Source organism: Streptomyces sp. NRRL B-24572 (assembly GCF_002156145.1).
In the GTDB taxonomy this organism is placed as follows: domain Bacteria; phylum Actinomycetota; class Actinomycetes; order Streptomycetales; family Streptomycetaceae; genus Streptomyces; species Streptomyces vietnamensis.
This window is the reverse complement of sequence record NZ_MWIG01000083.1, coordinates 1-14,807: the sequence shown is the minus strand read 5'-3', so window position 1 is coordinate 14,807 and position 14,807 is coordinate 1. Positions and strand designations below refer to the sequence as shown.

At 67.8% G+C, this 14,807-nt stretch carries 15 protein-coding genes; 3 read left to right on the top strand and 12 right to left on the bottom strand.

Annotated elements, in window-relative coordinates; translation table 11 throughout:
* Positions 1-184 precede the first annotated feature (184 nt).
* From CCN56_RS05385 to CCN56_RS05345, 9 genes are all read right to left on the bottom strand, one after another.
* Positions 185-658: a hypothetical protein gene (locus tag CCN56_RS05385; protein WP_041133640.1), complete on the bottom strand. Its 474-nt coding sequence runs from the start codon at positions 656-658 to the stop codon at positions 185-187.
* 67 nt (positions 659-725) lie between these two features.
* Positions 726-1,415, bottom strand: coding sequence for a uracil-DNA glycosylase (gene ung, locus CCN56_RS05380; RefSeq protein ID WP_174518236.1), 690 nt, complete (start codon positions 1,413-1,415; stop codon positions 726-728).
* A gap of 98 nt (positions 1,416-1,513) precedes the next feature.
* Positions 1,514-3,091, bottom strand: a complete 1,578-nt coding sequence (locus CCN56_RS05375) for an ABC transporter substrate-binding protein (RefSeq protein WP_086824102.1) — start codon at positions 3,089-3,091, stop codon at positions 1,514-1,516.
* A gap of 148 nt (positions 3,092-3,239) precedes the next feature.
* Positions 3,240-4,007 (bottom strand): SDR family oxidoreductase, encoded by a 768-nt coding sequence (locus tag CCN56_RS05370; protein ID WP_086824101.1) that lies wholly within the window; start codon positions 4,005-4,007, stop codon positions 3,240-3,242.
* 28 nt (positions 4,008-4,035) lie between these two features.
* Complete coding sequence (fabG, locus tag CCN56_RS05365) at positions 4,036-4,797, bottom strand: 3-oxoacyl-ACP reductase FabG (RefSeq protein ID WP_086824099.1); 762 nt, start codon at positions 4,795-4,797, stop codon at positions 4,036-4,038.
* 168 nt (positions 4,798-4,965) lie between these two features.
* Complete coding sequence (locus CCN56_RS05360) at positions 4,966-5,349, bottom strand: DUF3037 domain-containing protein (RefSeq protein ID WP_041128108.1); 384 nt, start codon at positions 5,347-5,349, stop codon at positions 4,966-4,968.
* Entirely contained in the window at positions 5,346-6,191 is an 846-nt protein-coding gene (locus tag CCN56_RS05355) for a HipA family kinase (RefSeq protein ID WP_179199697.1), read from the bottom strand. Before CCN56_RS05355 ends, CCN56_RS05360 begins: the two co-directional genes overlap by 4 nt.
* 110 nt (positions 6,192-6,301) lie before the next feature.
* Positions 6,302-7,537 (bottom strand): tyrosine-type recombinase/integrase, encoded by a 1,236-nt coding sequence (locus CCN56_RS05350; protein WP_373412829.1) that lies wholly within the window; start codon positions 7,535-7,537, stop codon positions 6,302-6,304.
* Positions 7,538-7,587: 50 nt separating this feature from the next.
* Positions 7,588-7,893 (bottom strand): AlpA family transcriptional regulator, encoded by a 306-nt coding sequence (locus CCN56_RS05345; protein ID WP_086824095.1) that lies wholly within the window; start codon positions 7,891-7,893, stop codon positions 7,588-7,590.
* 782 nt (positions 7,894-8,675) lie between these two features.
* Here CCN56_RS05345 and CCN56_RS42970 point away from each other — a divergent pair.
* Entirely contained in the window at positions 8,676-10,010 is a 1,335-nt protein-coding gene (locus CCN56_RS42970; RefSeq protein WP_179199696.1) for a hypothetical protein, read from the top strand.
* A 67-nt stretch (positions 10,011-10,077) separates the two neighbouring features.
* Here CCN56_RS42970 and CCN56_RS05335 read toward each other — a convergent pair whose 3' ends face one another.
* The 3 genes from CCN56_RS05335 to CCN56_RS05325 form a co-directional block, all read right to left on the bottom strand.
* The gene (locus CCN56_RS05335; RefSeq protein ID WP_256961773.1) at positions 10,078-10,518 is read right to left on the bottom strand and encodes a DUF6879 family protein; all 441 of its coding nucleotides are present in this window, start codon (positions 10,516-10,518) and stop codon (positions 10,078-10,080) included.
* Positions 10,519-10,746: 228 nt separating this feature from the next.
* Positions 10,747-11,649, bottom strand: a complete 903-nt coding sequence (locus tag CCN56_RS05330; protein ID WP_086824107.1) for a phosphotransferase family protein — start codon at positions 11,647-11,649, stop codon at positions 10,747-10,749.
* Between the two features lie 33 nt (positions 11,650-11,682).
* Positions 11,683-12,966 carry a helix-turn-helix transcriptional regulator gene (locus CCN56_RS05325; protein WP_256961771.1) on the bottom strand — a complete coding sequence of 428 codons (1,284 nt, stop codon included), beginning with the start codon at positions 12,964-12,966 and terminating at the stop codon, positions 11,683-11,685.
* Between the two features lie 439 nt (positions 12,967-13,405).
* Here CCN56_RS05325 and CCN56_RS05320 point away from each other — a divergent pair, with 439 nt between their 5' ends.
* Both CCN56_RS05320 and CCN56_RS44225 read left to right on the top strand, forming a co-directional pair.
* On the top strand, positions 13,406-13,951 hold the full coding sequence (locus tag CCN56_RS05320) for an ATP-binding protein (RefSeq protein ID WP_086824093.1): 546 nt from the start codon (positions 13,406-13,408) through the stop codon (positions 13,949-13,951).
* A 731-nt stretch (positions 13,952-14,682) separates the two neighbouring features.
* A partial coding sequence (locus CCN56_RS44225; protein WP_256961772.1) for a DUF5999 family protein occupies positions 14,683-14,807 on the top strand: 125 nt, incomplete at its 3' end.

Below are 14,807 nucleotides of genomic sequence, written 5' to 3'. Positions count from 1 at the left end.
CTCCCGGGCGGACGTCTGCGACCTGGGCGAGCGGTACGGGGGCTGGGCCCCCGGCAGCGATCAGGCCAGGATCTGCCACGGCACGTACGGCCGCTGAGCCTCCTGCCGGAAGGGGCCCGGTGCGCCCACCGCCGGAAAGCCCGGTGCGCCCCCGCCGGAAAGCCCGGTGGCCCTCCGCCGTACGTCACGCGCCCCTGAGCCGCAGCTCCAGGCGCTCGATCGCGGCCCGTACCCCGTTCCCGTAGCCGTCGTCGTCGAGGTGGTCCGAGGCCGCGCGGGCCCGGTCCAGATGGACCCGCGCGGCGTCGGGCCGCTGGAGCTTGACGTAGTCGGCGGCCAGGTTCAGATGGAGCGAGGGGTAGAGGGCCCGGAGGGCGGCCGCCGAATCGTGCGCGGCGAGCCGCTCCTCGGCGAGGCCCTCGGCCGCGCTCAGCGCCCGCAGGTCCCAGGCCAGCTCGGCGTCGGGATCGTCCTGGGCGTCCGCCATGTAGTGCGCGAGGGTGCAGCGGTGCAGGGGGTCCCCGTCCGGGCCGATCTGCTGCCAGAGCAGCCCGAAGCGGTTGCGGGCCTCCTCCCGGTCGCCGCCGTGGAGCAGCATCATGGCCTGCCCGATCCTGGTCATGACCCCGTCGTCCGACACCTGCTGCTGCTCGGTCACCGCGACCTCCACCTCACCCACTGGGAGTGACGACGCTAGCCGCACCCGGCCCGGATCGGGCCGAGGCTCAGCCGAGGTCCGGGATGCGCCAGTCGATCGGCTCGTGCCCCTGGGCCGCGACGGCCTCGTTGATCTGGGTGAAGGGGTGCGATCCGAAGAACTTCTTCGCCGACAGCGGCGAGGGGTGGGCACCCTTCACCACGACGTGCCGCTCCTCGTCGATGAGCGGCAGCTTCTTCTGCGCGTAGTTGCCCCACAGGACGAAGACGGCGGGGTCGGGGCGGGAGGCGACGGCGGTGATCACCGCGTCGGTGAACTTCTCCCAGCCCTTGTTCTTGTGCGAGTTCGCCTCGCCGGAGCGGACCGTGAGGACGGCGTTGAGCAGGAGGACGCCCTGCTCGGCCCACGGCATCAGATAGCCGTTGTCCGGGATGGGGTGGCCGAGCTCCGCCTGCATCTCCTTGTAGATGTTCCGCAGGGAGGGCGGGGTCTTCACGCCGGGGCGGACGGAGAAGCAGAGGCCGTGGCCCTGCCCCTCGCCGTGGTACGGGTCCTGACCGAGGATCAGGACCTTCACCTTGTCGTACGGGGTGGCGTCGAGGGCGGCGAAGACCTCGTCCTTCGGCGGGAAGACCGGTCCCCTGGCGCGCTCCTCCTCGACGAACTCGGCGAGCTGGGCGAAGTACGGCTTCTGCAGCTCCTCGCCGAGGACACCCCGCCAGGACTCGGGCAGCATGCTGGTGTCGGTCACGGTCACAACCTCCGGTGGACGTTCGTGTTTCTCCGTCCGAGAACCTACCGGGGGCCACTGACAGTGGCCCCCCGCGGGCCGTGCCGACCTTGCTGCGGGACCTGCTACCAGCTGGCCCGGCGGCTCAGCTCCCACATCTGCATGACCGTCTGCGGGTCGAGGGCGCGCTCGCCGCCGCCGATGTCCTCGCCGGCCGCGATGTACAGCTTGCCCTGCCACAGGGGCAGCAGCCGGACGTCCTGGACCATGATCTCCTGGGCCTCCACGAACTCGTCCGTGACGGTCCCGCGGTCGCTCTCGCGGCGGGACTTCGGCAGCAGTTCGTTGGTGATCCGGGGGCTCTCGTAGGGCGTGCCGAGGACGTTCTCCTTGCCCACGAAGGGGGCGACGAAGTTGTCCGGGTCCGGGAAGTCGGGGAACCAGCCGCGGCCGAAGACCGGGTACTCGCCCTTCTGGTAGCCCGCCTGGAACTCCTTCCAGGGCTTGCCGTGCAGGGTGACCTTGAAGAGGCCGGACTCCTCCAGCTGCCGCTTGAGCTCGGCGAACTCGGCGGCCGTCGAGGAGCCGTACCGGTCGGTGGTGTACCAGAAGTCCAGCTCGACGGGCTCGGTGATGCCCGCGTTGCGGAGGATCTTCTTCGCCTTCTCCTCGCTGGGCGAGCCGAAGCGGTCGAAGAACTTGGTGGTGTGGCCGGCGATGCCCTTGGGCACCATCGAGTACAGGGGTTCGGCGGTGCCCTGGTAGACCTTGTTGACCAGTTCGTCGCGGTCGACGAGCTGGGCGATGGCCTTGCGGACGGGGAGCTTGGCGACGGATTCGTCCTGGGTGTTGAAGACCAGGTAGCGGATGTCGGCGCCGGTCGACTCGACGAGCTGGAGGGCCTTGTTCTCGGGCTTGTCCTCCTGGAGGGCGACGACCTCCTCGGCGGTGAGGCCGCGGTAGGTGGCGTCGATCTCGTTCTTCCTGAGGGCCGTGACCATGGCGTCGGAGTCGTCGAAGTACTTGATGGTGACGCCGCCGTTCTTGCGGTCGGCGAAGCCCTTGTAGGTGGGGTTCTTCGTCAGCTCCGCCGACTCGCGCTCGGTGTACGAGTCGAGGACGTACGGCCCCGAGCCCATGATCTTGCCGTCCTTGCGGAGCTGGTCGGCCGGGTACTCGGCGGGGTCCACCAGCGACATCGCGGGGGTGGCGAGGATGAACGGGAAGGTGGCGTCCGACTTGTTGAGCCGGAAGACGACCGTGCGGTCGCCGACGGTCTCGATCTTGTCGAGCGAGCCGAGCATCCCGTTGGGGCCGCCCTTGACGTTGATCGTGCGGATGCGCTCGATCGAGTACTGCACGGCCTTGGCGTCCAGCTTGTGCCCGTTGGAGAACGTGAGGCCCTCCACGAGCTTGCACTCGAAGACCCGGCTGGAGGTGTCCGTGAACTTGCAGTCGGCGGCGTCCGACTGCGGGGTGGTGCTGCCCGTCGGGAATGCCACCAGGGTCTGGAAGACGTTCCGGAAGAGCTCCCAGGAATTGTCCCAGGCGGCGGCCGGATCAAGCGTGGAGGGAGAACTCATCGTGCCGACGACGATTCTCTGCTCCCCGGCGGATTCGCTGTCCGAGAAGACACCGCACCCGGACACCAGGGATATGGACACAAGGGCTGCAGCGGCCTGCAGACTGGTCCGGTTGAACACGTGCACGCTCCTCGTTCAGCCATGGGTCGGCCGACGATACCGCAGCACCCCGCCAGGTCAATGTTCGAGCCCGGCGGGGCACTTGAGGCATTCGACGTATAACCGGGGTCAATCCGGACAGGAAATCCGGGAAGTGTCCGGTTATCGGTCACCCGACTCCGGCGTTCAGGAAAAGGCCGCCGTCGACGACGAGCGTCTGGCCGGTGATCCACTCCGACTGGGACGAGGTGAGGAAGGCGGCCGCGCCGCCGATGTCCTCGGGCACGCCGAGCCGGCCGAGCGGATAAGAGGCGGCCGCCTCGGCCTCACGGCCCTCGTAGAGCGCCTGCGCGAATTTCGTCTTCACGACGGCAGGGGCGATCGCGTTGACCCGCACGAGCGGCGCGTACTCGTGCGCCAGCTGAAGGGTCAGATTGATCATCGCGGCCTTGCTCATGCCGTATGCGCCGATGAAGGGCGAGGCGGAGACGCCGGCGATCGAGGCGATGTTCACGATCGCCCCGCCGTGCTCCTTCTGCCAGGCGTGCCAGCTCCGCTGGGCGAGGCCGAGCGCGGAGATCACGTTCGTCTCGAAGACCTTGCGGGCCACCCCGAGGTCCATGTCCGCGATGGGCCCGAAGACGGGGTTCGTACCGGCGTTGTTGACCAGGAAGTCCAGGCGGCCGAAGCCGTCCATCGCCGCCTCGACGGCGGCGGCCTGGTGGACCTCGTCGTGCGCCTTGCCGGGGACGCCGATCGCCCGGTCGACCCCGAGCCGCTCGACGGCCTCCTTGAGGGCCTCCTCGCCGCGCCCGGTGATGACGACCCGGTCGCCGCGGGCGACCAGGGCCTCGGCGATGCCGTAGCCGATGCCCCGGCTGGCGCCGGTGACGAGGGCGACCTTGCCGGACAGCTCCGGCCGTTCCTGCGTGCTCATGCGCGCCTCCTCCTCTCGCCGCCGACCGTCAGTTGAGCGGGCCGCCGGCCACGTACATGACCTGGCCGGAGACGAAGCCGGCGTCGTCGCCCGTGAAGAACGCGATCGCGTTGGCGACGTCCTCGGGGCGGCCGACCCGCTGCACCGGGATCATGGAGGCGGCGGCCGCCTGGAACTCCTCGAAGCCCATGCCGACGCGCTCGGCGGTCTGCGCGGTCATCTCGGTGACGATGAAGCCCGGGGCGACGGCGTTGGCGGTGATGCCGAACTTGCCGAGCTCCTTGGCGAGGGTCTTGGTGAAGCCCTGCAGACCCGCCTTGACGGCCGAGTAGTTGGCCTGGCCGCGGTTGCCGAGCGCCGAGGAGGAGGAGAGGGAGACGATACGGCCGAAGCCCGCGTCCACCATGTGCTTCTGGCACGCCTTCGCCATCAGGAAGGCGCCCTTGAGGTGGACGTTCATGACGAGGTCCCAGTCGGACTCGGACATCTTGAAGAGCAGGTTGTCGCGGAGCACGCCCGCGTTGTTGACGAGGATCGTCGGCGCGCCGAGCTCGGCGGCGATCCGCGCGACGGCGGCCTCCACCTGCGCGCCGTCCGAGACGTCGCAGCCGACCGCGAGAGCGGTGCCGCCCGCGGCGGTGATCTTCTCGACGGTGTCCTTGCAGGCCGCCTCGTCGAGGTCGAGTACGGCGACGGCGCGGCCCTCGGCCGCCAGGCGGAGCGCGGTGGCCGCGCCGATACCCCGTGCGGCACCCGTGACGACGGCTACGCGCTGCTCGGTGGTGGACATGCTTGGTTCTCCTCGCCCTTGGATCGTCCCTGGTCGCGGTCGAACCGGTGGCCGCTCCTGCGTCCCGCACATGAGCGACCGCTTAGTATCGTCCGCAGACGAGACGCTAGAAGCCCTGGCACCCGGTGTCAACGGCCCACCGGGTGCACCAGGTCACTCCTCGGTCACTCACCGCACGAGCAGGTCGAGCAGCCGTTCCACCTCGGCCTCCGGATCGGTCGTCAGACCCGTGTGGACGGGCCCCGGCTGCACGACCGTGGAGCGCGGCGCGATCAGCCAGCGGAAGCGCCGCCCCGCGTCGTCGCGCGCGGCCTGACCCGCCGCGTCGCCGCCCAGGCAGACCCCCTCGACGGCACGCAGCGCGGCCCGCACGCCGGTCACGTCGGCCGCCGGATCGAGCACCGTCAGCTTGGCCTCGTCCAGATGCGTACGGGCGGCCACGAAGGACCGGGCGCGGCAGTAGACGACCACTCCCGCGTTGAAGCACTCACCGCGCTCCACCCGCGGCACGACGCGCAGCAGCGCGTACTCGAAGACATCGCGGTCGGTCACGTCGTGCTGTCCTTCTCGGTGGAGTGCTTCCGGGGCGCGAGACGCTCGGCGAGCCAGCCGGGCGGCTGCTGCGGCCGGCCCTCGGTGCGCGGTCCGAGCGTGATCCGCTCGTGGATGGTGGCGGCGCGCGGCAGCAGCGCGGAGACGTAGGCGGCGCGCACCTCGTCCGTGCCGTCGAAGCCGGGCTCGTCGACGAGCCACTCGTCGGGGACGTCGGCGGCGACCTCCTCCAGGAGCTCGCGGGTGACGAGCGGGGCGAGCTCGGCGGCCGCGGCGGCGATGTCCGGGCCGAAGGGGGCGAGCGCGTGGTCGGAGGCGTCGTACGGCTTGGCGGCGGAGGCCTGGGCGCCCGGCCAGTTGTGGTGCCAGATCATGGTGGCGCCGTGGTCGATGAGCCACAGGTCGCCGTGCCAGACGAGCATGTTCGGGTTGCGCCAGGACCGGTCGACGTTGTTGATGACCGCGTCGAACCAGACGACCTTCCCGGCCTCCTTCGGGTCGACCTCGTACGCGAGCGGGTCGAAGCCCAGCGAGCCGGGCAGGAAGTCCATGCCCAGGTTGAGCCCGCCGCTCGCCTTGAGCAGCTCCTGCACCTCCTGGTCGGGCTCGGAGAGCCCGATGACCGGGTCGAGCTGGATGGTGACGAGCTCCGGCACCCGCAGGCCGAGCCGGCGGGCGAGCTGCCCGCAGATGACCTCGGCGACCAGGGTCTTGCGGCCCTGGCCCGCGCCGGTGAATTTCATGACGTACGTTCCGAGGTCGTCGGCCTCGACGATCCCGGGGAGCGAGCCGCCCTCACGCAAGGGCGTGACATAGCGGGTCGCTACGACCTCTTGCAACACTTTCCCAGGCCACCCATCTCTTCAGCCTTGCAATCCACGGAGGACTTCTCCGGAGCGTAGAGGCAGGGATCACCGGTCAACAGCGCTGGGGAGAATCTGGGGAGTTTCGGCTAGCAAGCTGATCCCCTGCGCTCCCCAAGCAGACCGTCGATGGTGCCGCGCCCCTTGCTGCCGGCCTCCGGCATGAAGTGAGCATAGTAACCGAGAGTGATCGCAGGCGAGGAGTGTCCGAGCCACCGAGCCAGGGTCACGACGGACTCTCCGGCTTCCAACATGATCGAGGCGTAGGTGTGCCGAAGCACATGGAAGCCGTCCTTCGGGGCCGCCGCCCACTGCCAGGCTTTCGCCCCCTCGGCGCGCGGCGGGATGACGCCCGCCTTGGCCAAGGCGGGCTTCCAGGTGTAGGTGTTCCATGTGTTCACCGCGACAGCGTTGCCGAAGCGCGTGGTGAGCAGCAGGGAGAACTTCTTCCTCTCTCCCTCCGGCTTCCCCCACGGCAGCTCCACTCCTACCGGCGGGAACGCTTCGATGTGACGCTTGAGTTCCTCGGCTACCGAGGGGGGCAGATCCACCGTGCGGACCTTCTTCCCCTTCGGCAGGGCGAAGTACAGCCTTCCGTGAATCGCCTGTACTTGGCGCCGAACGTGCAGCAACCCGCGTCCATAGTCGATGTCCTCGGGACTGAGCCCGAAGACCTCCCCCTGGCGGAGTCCGCACCCCAGGCCGACTACGACGGCGATCCTGTTGCGCTCGCTGATGGCATCGCGGACTCGCAGTGCCGTGTCCATCGGCCACGCGTCGCGCGGCTCCCGTGACGACTTGGGCCACCGCACGGATTTCGCGTGCATGGGGTTGCGCGCGAGGCGCTTGTCGTCGACGGCCGCTTCCAGGATGGAGGAAAGCTCGGACAGGATGCCGCGCTGGTAGTCGACTGACGAGACTGTCGACTCCAGCTTGGTTATGAACGCGCGCAGATCCGTTGCGGCGATGCTCCTGAGCGGAAGCTGGCCCAGGTGCGGGACGATATGGAGACGCCACCTACGCTCCTGACTGTCCTGGGTTTTCGGAGCACCGCCTCGCCCTGGTGCCCAGTGCGTCTCGATGTACTCGGCCAGCGTGATGGACCCGTCGCGCGGGTCTACGAACTCGCCTCGCTCCTCGTCCGTGGCCGCCCGGCGAAGCCACGCCTTGGCATCCTCCAGCACATCAAAGGATCGGTCTCGCACCCCAGGTATGCCAGCGACCTTGTACCGCTTTCCCTTACCGTAGCGAGCGGTCTTCTCCCTTCTCCCGGTGGCCGGATCCTTCTTCTTCTTGAGCCACCGATCCTCGATATAGCCCGCCAAACAAGTCTCCTTTCAAGAGGGTACGAACGCGTCCGACAACATTCGATGCGTCAAGCACCGGGGTTCCGACGTCGCTGCGGAGCCGCGCTGAGTGGGTTCAAAGCAGGGTTAGAGCGAGAGTCCGCACGTTCCTGGTCATGGATCCAGGCGTCGAGGGCTGTCCGCCGATACATGACGCGACCACGAGGGCCCATGCGAAAGCTCGGCGGGCCCTGCCGTCGATGCCGCCAGACATAGAGGGTGTGCGGTGATATGCCGAGGTACGCGGCGGCATCCTTTACGTTGAGAAAGCAGGCGCGGCCAGCGCTGACGGGGTCAGGCACAGCTGAGGGAGCGAGCAGCGATCGTGTAGGCATGGAGCGCTTCCTGTGAGAGACGAAAGAGAACGGGCACGGGCAGCCCACGTCCACTACGGCTCCACCGCCAAGCACAGCCGGATGCGAACACCTGAATGGTCCTGACGATCGCCGGTTTGGCTAACCGGCGATCATCGGCTATGTTCCGCGCGCCCCGCCGATGAGCTCGCAGTACCTCGGATAGGTTTCCGTCAGGAAACCAACCGGTACGAGCTCAGGGCCGGTGAGGCACCATCTGCAACGAGCACCAGCAAACCGTCAGCTACTAGACGATCCAGATTTCGCGCTACGCGGCCCTCCGGAACACTCACGGCACGGGCCACGCGCCTCCTCGCGGCCCGGGCGCGCTGCAATATGCACGAGAACTGCGCGGTCGCGACCCCAGCCATACGGACCTCCTATGCAGGAACCACTCCAGGCCGCCAATCGAACAAGTCTGGGATTGCAATCTCTCCCTCCCTTCCTGTCGAGCACCTCCTCGCCCGCCTTGGCGTTTTCGGGATGTTGTACGTTGACATGCTCCCGGCCTAGGTTCCAGTCTCTTGCCGTCAATTCTCGTCTGCCGTAAGCGAATGCCCGCTACCACCCCGCCGGGAAGTCGGCCACTTTGGGCGCGATAGGAAGTCGCTGCAAATGAGCATTCGGGGGGGCACCGGTCGCGATCCGCAGTCGCTGTCCGATTTTGCTGTAATGCGGACCGGACGAGGGACTGGTCCAGGGCCAGCCGGGAGGAAGCGCCGAACGTTCGGGAAAATCCCCGCATCCTCGCCTGCGGATGCGTCATGATCACGGGCATGCACCCTCGTGACGAAGAGATATGGCGGGCGATCGACCAGGGCCGCCGGGCGATCGACTGGGAGGCGTGGTTCGGTTGTCCGGAGGGTGCCGGCTACCTGTCCCCCGCAGGTCATCAGGTGACCGCACGCGCCGTGGCCGGCCTCACCGCGTTCTTCAACAGCCGCTGGCTGCCCAAGGCCGTGGTCCCCTCCCCCGCCCCGGGTCGAGCCAGCGACACCTTCGTCGGTCTGGGCCGACACGCCCCGGTGCTCCAGTTCATGAACGGAGCCGCCTCGGGAGCATGGGTGGAAGCAGTGCGGTGGTGGGCCGCATACGCCTATCTGGAGGAAGCCGCGGTGCCGGGCATAGCCTCGGTCAAGCGGGATGCACGCTGCGACGTCACCCTGTCCCGGTTCCTGCATTCCCAGACACAGGCCCGGCTCGCACTCATGGGGGCGGCCCACGGACTCAGGGTCGAGCTGGAGCCGGCGAAAGCCAGTGGCGGCCCCGGCGATGTTCGTATCGGCCCCGTCTTCATCGAGGTCGTCACCTTTGCCGAGGATCAGAAGTTCCAGGACTACGAGAGGTTCCGCGAGAACGTCCGGGCTCATCTCTTCGCCCTGGACAGGGGCCGTGACATCTACTGGGAAGGTGACCTCCCCGAACTCCTCAGCGGCGGCGACTTCGAGACCTGGAAGAATCGGACCGAGGAGGCCGCCCAACAGTGCGCGGCCTTGGAGGCCGCGGTCGATGTCCTCAGCAGCGCCGGGAGGCGGCTGACCGTACGCCCCGGCACGGCTCCCCAGGGCACCACCCTGACTGGGGCCACCGTGGAGAGCGACCAGGGCAGGCGGCTCCTGGACAAGGTGCACGGCAAGTGCGCCAAAACGGCAGGGGCAGGCACCGCCTGGATCTGGGTGGAGGACCACAGCGGTCTCTTCCACTTCCCGACGCCCTTCGCCGAGATGTCACTCGCCGCCAAGACCGATGCGCTCGCGGACCTGTTGGGGCCGCTCCTAGCGGAGTACGTCCACGTCGCCGGGATCGTCGTCTCGAACGCGGCCCGCCGACGCCTGCCGCTTCCGCCCAACGAGGACGCCCTCCGCCCCGCCGCACAGGGTTTCCGACGGGGGCTGCCCCTCGACCGGGTCCGGGAGACGATCGTGATCCCCCGGCGAATCATCCTGCCTGAACAAACCAACCTGATAGCCAGAATGTGCGATGTCGAAGCCGATGCTCTCGACTGGGCTCTGAGGCAGCTCGGTGTTCCCCAGGGCGTGACATCTCTGCTTGCCGACGCGTCCACGCCACACCGAGTTTCCCCTCTGTGGACACCGTGAGCCTGCCGAGGCGGTAAGACGGCGCGCAGACGCCATGCTGGAGTCCGGTGAGGGTGGGACGGTAAGGCTAGATCGCAAACTTCTCGTGCGGGATGGCCCGTTCCCAGACGGCCTCGAACGAGGCGATCACCATCTTGACCGTGTCCGAGTCCTCGTTGAACTCGTGTCCCGCCCACCCGCCATCACCGGTGAACCAGTGAAACAGCACGAGACGGCCGTCGATCAGCCAGAGGTCGTTGCCGGGCAGCATGAGGTCGGAGGCGAGCCGACGCGGGAGCCAGCGGACTGTCTCGCCAGAGGCGAGGTTGTGCGGACTGGTGAGCGAGTGCTCCCAGCGGATGTATTCGGTCACCGGCTCGGAGACGATACGGGCCCGCCGCACGCTCACCCCCCGCGCAACGGTCTCCTCAACCAGAGCGCGCCACTCCCCGTACTCGTCCGGGAGCTCGATCTGGCGGCCCTCCCGCCATGCGTCGAACATCGGGTCCGCCATGTAGGAGTCGCGCATCTCCAGGTGAACGGCCGAGCGCTCAGCGCTCCTCAGCAAAGCCGCGAAGTCTGGTACCACGGTTCCCTCCCACAGCAAGCTGGTTGCCAACTCTTGCGCAGGCTTCCGCTGCGGGAGGGCGAGATCAAGTCCGCGTGACAGGATTGGCGCGATCAAGCTCCGCAGCCCGTACGACCTTCGGGGGCAGTCCGCCTCGGCAACCGGGGCAGCAGGGTTCCAGGCCAAGCGCTAGAGGATGTTCCACGGGAGCTGCGTGTCCCTCCTGCTGAGCCCGTCGACTCGCCGCTGGATCTCGCTCAAAGAGTCAGGAGCATGTCGCACTTTCCGTGCGTTAGTGGTGATCATGCGCAGCTCTCGAATATCACGCAACACCGAGTAGCCAGCGCACTTCGTTACGTCCCACCCGTAGGCGCTCGCGAAGGCTTGGTAGTGAGCTTGGCCGTAGCCGAACCGCCGACAGTGGACTTCGACCGTGACGAGGTCCCATTCCGGCTGACCATGGGCGACCGTGTCCCAGTCGCACAGCACCGCAGATCCGTCAGTGGTGTGCAACGCGTTTCGGTGCTGTGGGTCGCCCTGTATCAGCCCGGGGGGAAGCGCGAAGTCGACTCCCCTCAATGCCCCCTCGAGTCGGTCTGCCTCCTCCTCCATGTATCGGATGGCTGCGGCCGGGAGACATGTGATCGCGGTCAGTGAGCGGCGGATCGCACGGATGTTGTCGTGCTCGGCAAGGGCGATCGGGGGTGGAGGCAGCGAGTGGAGCGCCTTGAGGGGACCGGCCAGCTGCCCGGCCGCCACCGGGTGCTCTGGTTGTGGCAGGTAGGTCCAGAAGGTGACAGCGTGCCCGTTGACGATCAACGGCTGATCGCAAAGGTGGAGAGGGACGGTGGGAAAGCCTGCTTCGATGAGCCAGCGTACGAAGGTCACCGTGCGCGCGACGCTCTCGACGTCGGTTCCCTTCCGGGCGATCTTGGCCACCACCTGCTCCTTCTCCAGGAGGAGAACTGCGTTGGTGTGACCGCGCAGGAGACGCGCATCACGGTTGTCGAGGCCGGCCTTCGCACAGGCCCGCTCTAGTACCTGGTACATCTCGAACTCGTCGAACCCACCCGGGGCCGGCGTGATTGTCATGTCGCACAGGCTTACCGACACGGGCCCGTCCTGTCACATCCGGCCTGGCGGAAGCTCGATGATCTCAAGAAGCTCGCGCGCCGCCCGGCCTGTCCGTATCACCGCCGGAAGGACCTGTACAACCTCGCGGGCTCTTTCCTCCACGATCGGTGTGCGGTGGGCGGGGTCCATCCGCAGGAAGGTAGCGCCGGCCAGCTGGCACGCTTCGTCAGGGCTTCGGTCCCGCGCGTAGCAGATGGCTGCTTCAAGCCGGAGGAGGGCAGGATCGATCCCTGTCTTGTCCTGGTAGAGGACGAGCGCCTGCTCCTGGACTTGGCGGGCCTCGCGCGTGTGCCCGAGAGCGGTCAGCGTCCCGCTCTTGTAGAGCAGGTAGCGGCGCTCCGGAAAGGCGAAGGCATCGTCCGCCGAGTCTCCGCCGAACTGTTCAAACACCTTCGTCGCGTAGCGCAGTGCGGCCTCGGCCTCGGCCTCGGCGCCGAGCTTAGCCAAGGCCCGAGCCTCGGCCGCCGCCGCGAAGGCGTGCGTGGCACTGGTTCGTGCTCTACTACTGATCACCCTGGCCTCCCGGCACAGACTCACCGCGTTGGCGACCGGACCGTAGTAGAAGGGCAGCATCGCCGCCTGAGCCCTGACGCGGGCTCGAAGCTCCGAGTTTCCGCTGTCGTCCGCAGCGGTACGCGCTGTGGCGTACCAAGATCGCGACCGCGTGAGGTCGCCGAGCTTCATGAGCGCGTCGGCAGTCAGAGTGGAAAGCATCGCCGTCAGCTCCGAGAGCCGAACTTGGACGACGGCCGGCTGTCGGCATGCGGCCAGCTCCTCGACCTCGGCAAGCAGGTCCAGAAGGCGGGTGAGCATCAGGGCCGGCGGGGTGGAGATGTACTCCTGGCTGGCCCAAAGGACCATCTCGTCGATGTGGTCCAGCTGGCTGGAGTTGACCGTCGCGGAGGCGAGGGTACGGTCCACCGCACGCCGCGCGGCGTCGACCCTGTGCGAGAGGTGCTCGGCAGCCGTCGGGATCCACTCGCCGATGGCGGACATGGGGGTGACCTCGGCGCGGTGCACATGCCGGGACTCTGCCCGGAAGACGATGCCGGCGACAGCCTCGGTGTCTTCCAGGCCAAGATCACTGGGCGAGCAGCCATAGAAGGCGGCGAGCACGAGCACGGTGGAGCGAAGCGGTTGATGCCCTCCCGTTTCCCAGAGCCGCAGCTGTTCCACGGTGACCCGGGGGGCCCTATTCAGGTGAGAGACGAGCTCGCGGATCTGGTCCGCTGCCTCGGCCAGGGTAAGACCCTTGGCCAGACGTTGTGCGCGCAAGGGGGAGACGGAGCAGTGCGCCTGAATCGTGCGGGCGATCTCGTCGGTTGAGTGTCCGCGTTCGGCACCGCTCTCACGTAACCGCTTTGCGCAGGACGGACGATGAGGTCCAGGGCCAGGTCGCATGGAGTTGATTCCCTTCGAACTCGCCGACCAGCGTACTGACATGCCGTCCGCTCTGCGTCAAAAAAACGCGGCTCCGTCAAGTACGGCCCTGGAAATACGTGAAGCGTCACGCAAGCCAGTCACGTATACGTGAACCGTCACGGTTGCCGCTCCTGGTGCACGAGGGCAACTCTTGCCCCCCTCGGGCTTCCCGAGACCACAAACCGCTCGCCGGCCACGACACCTGACGGTCCTGGCTCGTGAGCCCGCGGGTGCCGCCGCGCTCCGGACATCGGCCGGCGGCACCCGCCATCCAGGATTGGGGGTGCGCTCAATGACGTCGACTCGGAAGAGCGGGCAGTTCCTCGCTGTCCTGGCGCACGATGTCGAGGCGGAACTGGCTACGATCCAGCTCGCGAACTCGGAACAGGCCGTGCCCCAGTCGCGGCAGTTCCTCCAGGAAGAGCTCTTGGGCTGGGGATTCAGCCGCAAAGACGAGCTGACGGACCGCGTCCTTCTCGTGGCCAGCGAGCTGGTGACGAACTCCGTGCTTCATGGTCGAACTCGGCCAGCGGACGAGACCGAGACGCTCGGGCTGTCGCTCTCCGTCAAACCCGGCGCGGCACTCGGCATCCTGGTGACCGACAACTCGCCGAAGGTCCCCGCGCCGGTGTTCCGGCCCGACACCGCGGACGGTGGGCGCGGTCTCCGGCTCGTCTCCGCGATTGCCGACCACTGGACGGCTGCTCCCGCGACACGTGACGGAGAGGTTGTCGGCAAGGGAGTGTGGGCCTTCTTCCGCTGGCCGGGCGAGGCGGAGGTACCCGCTCGTAAGCCCGAGGTCGCCTCGATCGGATGCACGGCTGCGGAGGCGCGGTGATCGTCGCCATCGGCGGTCGGCCGCGTACGGGCAAGTCGGAATTGGCCAGGCATCTCGCGATCGTCATCGGCGGGGTCCTGCTCGACCTCGCCCAACTGCGAACCGTGCTGTTCCCTACGTCCCGGACCACCTCGCACGAGCAAGCGGCCCGCCTCTACGAGTGGCTGTTGCAGGCCGCGGTGTGGAATCTCCACCAGCGCCCCACTTCCCCGGTAGTCCTCGATGCTCATCCCCTCACATGGGCCCGCGATGTGCGAGCGCTCCGGCATCTCGCCGGCGGTATAGGCCACCGGCTTCACGTCATCGAATGCATCCGCACAGCCCCTGTGTCGGAGGATCCCGCTCAAAAGGCCCACCAGGACACTGAAGGGCCCCCGGGAGATGCCAGGAGCACGGGTTCGATTCTGGCTCCGAAGATCGTCGTGGACACCCAACAGCCCATGGCCGAGTGCATCACGGAGATTCTGCACGCACTCGCCGGCTCCCCTAGAACTGAGCGATTTCCGCACGCGTCACATCCCTACGCGACCGAGCCACCCACGGCTCATTCCTGCCACTGATAGCCGCACGACGCACGGAGTAAAGCGAACGTCCGTCTGGCTCCCTGGCTCCTCCCGGCCTCCGAGCGCTCCGCAATCTCCGCTCGGGCCCCCCGGGAACTGACCACCGGAAGCCGCTGGCTTGCTCGTCCACCGCTCCCGTCTCCTGCCGTACCCACAAGGACTCCCACCATGTGTCAGCACCAACCCCCGTGCCCGAGCGCCGACTCCGCAGACCGTGAGGCGGCCCGTCTCTCGGCCCATCACCCCGAGCAGGGGTGGAGCCTTCTGTGCAACGGCGTCCTGCTCTTCGACGA

What these genes read in the sequence shown, in the direction of transcription:
- fabG (WP_086824099.1), bottom strand. Translation starts at nt 4,797, where the DNA reads ATGTCCACCACCGAGCAGCGCGTAGCCGTCGTCACGGGTGCCGCACGG.
- CCN56_RS05320 (WP_086824093.1), top strand. Translation starts at nt 13,406, where the DNA reads ATGACGTCGACTCGGAAGAGCGGGCAGTTCCTCGCTGTCCTGGCGCAC.
- CCN56_RS05335 (WP_256961773.1), bottom strand. Translation starts at nt 10,518, where the DNA reads ATGCGCGACTCCTACATGGCGGACCCGATGTTCGACGCATGGCGGGAG.
- CCN56_RS42970 (WP_179199696.1), top strand. Translation starts at nt 8,676, where the DNA reads ATGATCACGGGCATGCACCCTCGTGACGAAGAGATATGGCGGGCGATC.
- CCN56_RS05345 (WP_086824095.1), bottom strand. Translation starts at nt 7,893, where the DNA reads ATGCCTACACGATCGCTGCTCGCTCCCTCAGCTGTGCCTGACCCCGTC.
- CCN56_RS05370 (WP_086824101.1), bottom strand. Translation starts at nt 4,007, where the DNA reads ATGAGCACGCAGGAACGGCCGGAGCTGTCCGGCAAGGTCGCCCTCGTC.
- CCN56_RS05330 (WP_086824107.1), bottom strand. Translation starts at nt 11,649, where the DNA reads ATGACAATCACGCCGGCCCCGGGTGGGTTCGACGAGTTCGAGATGTAC.